Source organism: Nostocoides australiense Ben110 (assembly GCF_001050535.1).
GTDB classification, from domain to species: Bacteria; Actinomycetota; Actinomycetes; order Actinomycetales; family Dermatophilaceae; genus Nostocoides_A; species Nostocoides_A australiense.
Genome location: NZ_HG764815.1, coordinates 3,747,032 through 3,751,585 on the forward strand (window position 1 = coordinate 3,747,032; position 4,554 = coordinate 3,751,585).

At 71.5% G+C, this 4,554-nt stretch carries 3 protein-coding genes and 2 pseudogenes; all 5 read right to left on the reverse strand.

Annotation, left to right across the window (positions count from 1 at the left end; genetic code table 11):
• A pseudogene (locus BN11_RS24345) lies at positions 1-604 on the reverse strand (hypothetical protein); the annotation flags it as partial.
• Between the two features lie 478 nt (positions 605-1,082).
• Positions 1,083-1,523, reverse strand: a pseudogene (locus BN11_RS25440) (glycosyltransferase); the annotation flags it as partial.
• A 5-nt stretch (positions 1,524-1,528) separates the two neighbouring features.
• Positions 1,529-2,404 carry a DUF5926 family protein gene (locus BN11_RS18425; protein ID WP_048701939.1) on the reverse strand — a complete coding sequence of 292 codons (876 nt, stop codon included), beginning with the start codon at positions 2,402-2,404 and terminating at the stop codon, positions 1,529-1,531.
• 8 nt (positions 2,405-2,412) lie between these two features.
• A complete protein-coding gene (locus BN11_RS18430) occupies positions 2,413-2,889 on the reverse strand; it encodes an ATP-binding protein (RefSeq protein WP_083433875.1) in 477 nt (158 codons plus the stop codon).
• Complete coding sequence (locus BN11_RS18435) at positions 2,877-4,490, reverse strand: flavin-containing monooxygenase (protein WP_083433876.1); 1,614 nt, start codon at positions 4,488-4,490, stop codon at positions 2,877-2,879. Before BN11_RS18435 ends, BN11_RS18430 begins: the two co-directional genes overlap by 13 nt.
• Positions 4,491-4,554 lie beyond the last annotated feature (64 nt).

A 4,554-nucleotide genomic window follows, 5' to 3' on the forward strand; every position in this document is an offset into this window, starting at 1 on the left:
CGGCCAGCGCCCATGGCCGGCCGGGCCGCCGCGCCAGGAGGAGCGCCCCCACCATCAGCGGCGTCGCGAGCGTGTCGACGTGGGCGCCCAGCACCCCCGCGCCAATGACGAAGGGATTCATCGTCCACAGCACGTCGACGCGACCAGACGCGTCGGGGAAGAGCCGCCGCAACAGCCAGCGGGTCGCCAGCCAGGCGCCGACGATCAGCAGTTGCCACATCCAGACGACTTGACGCAGGCTGTCGCCTCCGGCCCAAGCGGCGAACACCTGAAGAACGGTCGAGAGTGGACCGTAGATGCTCGGCGTCTCCTGCCACGGCGGCTGCACCCCGCTCGTCACGGGGTCGTCGCCGCCGGCCCACGCGATGGGAGATTCGACGTAGGGATCACCGCCCTGCAGCGCGATCCGGCCGTATGCCGCGTAGTTCGTGTGATCCGCCGAGCCGAACGGCATCGCCAGGAGGGCGCCGGCCGCCACCGCTGCGATGGCCCACCCCGGCCAGCCCCCCCGGTCCCGGAGGCTCAGCCAGAGGCCGGCGGCCCCGAGCAGGTATGCCGCGGCGAGCATTCCCGTGACGGCGGCCGGGCCGAGAGTCCACGGCAAGGATCCAGGAGCCCAGCCCCGTTCTCCCAGCGGGGGCTTGGCCGCAGACTCGCCGAGCCACCCGACCGAGAGCAGGAGCGCGAGGGCGGCAACCGTCGCGAGACGGCCCGCCCGGCGTGCGTGGGGCGTTATCGGTACTCTGGCAGCGATAGCACCCAACGCACGGCGGCCGGCCGGGCCGCTCATCGCAACGGCCGCGCCGGGCCACGACCCGGGCGACATCGCGCAACTGGCGACCCCGGTGCAGCACGCCGCGCCAGTCCTTGCCGGTCGCCCGGTGAGTGAAGTCGACGGGCACCTCGACCACCCGCAGTCCCGCCTGGAGGACATCGAGGGTAAGACCCACCTCGACGCCCCAGCCGGGCGCGAGCGGCACAGCGGCCCGGAAGGCATCGCGCGTCAGGCACCGCATCCCGTTGAGCGGCTGGGCAATCTCCCGGCCGGTGCGCCCGAGGATGGTCCGCTGCGCCAGCCGCACCACCCGCCCGCCGCCTTTGGAGGAGTTGGCGCGGGGGATGTTCGCGATCGTCATGTCCACTGCGCCGGAGAGGACAGGCGTGATCAGCGGGGCCAGATTGGCCGCGCTCTCCCGCAGGTCGGCGTCGACGAACAGCAGCGCCCTGGGCGCAGCTGGGTCATCTCGGGCGGCAACGGTCTTGGCGCCGGTCATCATCGCAGCCGCCTTCCCCTGATTGGCCGTATGTCGCACGACCACCGCCCCCGCTTCCTCGGCGAGGCGAGCGGTCGCGTCGGTGCTTCCGTCGTCGACGACGACGACGAGGTCCACATGCGGAAGTCCCGCCGTCGCCGTGACCGTTGCGACGATCCGGTCGGCCTCCGACTTCGCCGGGATGATCGCGGCTACGCGTGTCGGCGCGGTCGTCGGCCCGGGTGCCGGCGCCGGGGTGATCGGAGGCATTGCCGTCAGCGCAGGGTGACCTGGCGGTTCAGGATGCCGGCCTTGGCGCGGCGTTCCTCGGGGGTCAGGGGAGCGTCGGTGAGGGCGGCGGCATACCGCGCCTTCCACTCGGCCAGCGGGGCCGCGACGCCGTCGGCGTCCGTGCCATCCGCCAACTCCCACACGGGAATCAGCAGTCCGGCGGCCCGGAAGGCGCCGAGCAGCCGGGTGCCGTCGCCCAGTGCCGCCGTGCCGGCGGCCCAGAGCCGGGCCAGGGCATTGGTCGCCTCGTCCTCGTCCTCGGCGAGCACGGCCCGCACGTGCGGCCGGTCGCCGATGAGACACCAATACGCCGCGTCGGCGCCGTCGACCTTCGCGGTCGGCAGCACGGAGTCGTTGGCACGGGCGAGCGACTCCTGTCCGGCGGCGTCGAGTTCCTGACCCTCCACCCAGAAGTCGAAGCCCTCGTGGACCATCACCTCAGGGGCTGACGTCAGGTCGAGCAGATCCTGCAACGCCGGAGTCGCGTCGGTGGCCATGGGCACCTGGGGCAATGGCGTGCCCGGCTCGGCAGCGGCGGCGGCGAGTATCGCGCTCGCGAGGTCGCGGGATTTGTCGCCGCTCTGCCCGCCGCCCTGGGTGGCCACGAGCAGGGTGCCATCGGCACGGTGCAGGGCCGGCCAGGCCATCGGCAGCACGGTGACGATCGTGACCTCACGCGCACCCCCCTCGACGGCGCCGGCCTTCAGCGGCACGGTGACCGTGGCCGCCGGAAGGAGTTCGGCCATCGCCACCCACTGGCTCTCGCCCGGCAGGTCGCGGAACGGACGGGCGTTGTATGCCGCGGGGCGGGGCGCCCGGGGAGCGGCGGTGTCCTTCTTCTTGCGTGAGGCTTTACCCATGACGGCGATCATGCCCGACGACGCGAGGGTCCACCCAAAGCCGCCCACACGGTGACGGCCCCCTTCTTCTCGCTGACGCCCCACTCGTGGGCGTAGGAGCGCACAATGCGCAGGCCGCGCCCGGAGACGGCGAAGACGGCCTCGGGCCGGGCCCGGGGCTCGGTCTCGCCGCCGCCGTCGGTGACTTCGACTTCGACGATGCCGTTGCGCTCGGTCCAGTGGACGCGGACGGTGTTGTCGTGCAAGGGAGTTGCGTGGCGCAGCGCATTGGTCACGAGTTCGGACGTGACGACGGCGACCTCGTCGAGCGTTTCGTCCTCCACGTCGCGCGCCTGGAGGTCCGCGACCACGGCCGCCCGGATCCGTGTGATCGACGACGGATGCCACGGCGCACGGATGGTGCGGGCCGAACCCACCCCGATCAGCCCGCCGAACTCGTCGGTCTCGGGAGTCTTGGCCTTCTCATCGCTCGTCACGGCGCCCATGGTAGGTCGCGCTTGTCATCGACGTCCGCCTTGACGGCGACCCGATCGGCGCGGCGGGTGAATACCACACCGTTATCGAGCCGACCGCGGCGACCCAACCGCGCACGGTCCGAGAGATAGTTCTGCGGCAGCCGCCACGGCCCTCGCGTGCCCTGCCGCGGCATGATCGGGTCGGCCCGCTGGACATACCCGGCGGCGAAATCGATGATCGGCCGCCGCGCCTCTGTGGCCGGTGGGGCGAGCGGGCGCACCTCGTCGAATCCGTGCCGCTCCATATAGGCGAGCAGTCGGCAGATGTAGCGCGACACGAGGTCGACCTTGAGCGTCCAGGACGCATTGGTGTATCCGAGAGCCAAGGCGAAGTTGGGTATGCCGCTCAACATGATTCCCTTGTAGGACACCGTCTCCCGCAAGTCGACGTCGGCGCCGTCGACGCTGAGGGTGGCGCCGCCGCCGGGGAGCACCTTCAGCCCGGTGGCGGTCACGACGACGTCGGCGCGGAGTTCGCGGCCGCTGGTGAGACGGATACCGGTCGGGGTGAAGGTGTCGATCGTGTCGGTGACGACCTCCGCCCGCCCCATACGGATGGCCCGGTAGAGGTCGGCGTCGGGGACGAGGCAGAGCCGCTGGTCCCACGGGTCATACGGCGGGTTGAAGTGCACGTAGATCGGGAAGTCTTGGGGCAGATGACTTTTCGCGTCCCTCCGGATGAGCCTTCGGACGGCGCCGGGCGCGATCTGGGCCGCACGGTAGAGGCCCCAGGACTGCAACAGATGGTTCCAGCGGTTGATGAGGTATGCCGCCCGCTGCGGCAGTCGGCCCTGCACCAGGTCTGCGACCGGGTCGGCCGACGGCATGTTCAGGACGTAGGTCGGCGTGCGCTGCAGCATGGTCACGTGCGCTGCCTCGGCGGCCATCGCGGGCACCAGGGTGATGGCGGTCGCACCGCTGCCGATGACGACGACGCGCTTGCCGGCATACGGCAACCCCTCCGGCCAGAACTGCGGATGGACGACCTGTCCGGTATAGCTCCCGATGCCGGGGAAGTGCGGCGTGTAGCCCTCGGTGTAGTCGTAGTAGCCGGTGCAGCAGTAGAGGAACCGGCACGTTGCCGTCGCCGTGCGCGGCTCCCCGGTCGCGTCGCGGCCTTCGCTCGTCACGGTCCAGCGGGCCGACCCGCTGGACCAGTCGGCGCGAACCACCTTGTGCCCGTAGCGGATGCGCGGAAGGACGTCATACTCGCCGGCGGTGTCCTCGATGTAGCGCAAGATCGACGGGCCGTCGGCGAGGGCCTGCCTGCCTCGCCACGGCCGGAAGCCGTAGCCCAGGGTGTACATGTCCGAGTCCGATCGCACCCCCGGATAGCGGAAGAGGTCCCAGGTCCCGCCGAGGCGCTCGCGCATTTCCAGGATTGCATAACTCGTGCCCGGCAGTTCGCGCGTCAGATGGCACGCGGCCCCGATTCCGGACAGCCCCGCCCCGATGATCAGGACGTCGACATCAAGGACGGCCTCCCGGGCATCGGCGTCGGGCGCGCCCCCACCCGGGGCATCGGCGTCGGGCGCACCGCTGCCTGCCGCAGTCCCCGTGCCGGTGGTCACGCCCCGAGGTTACCCGCGGGTCCGTCCTCCCCGCGCGCCCCCACCCCCGTCGAGTGAACACCGA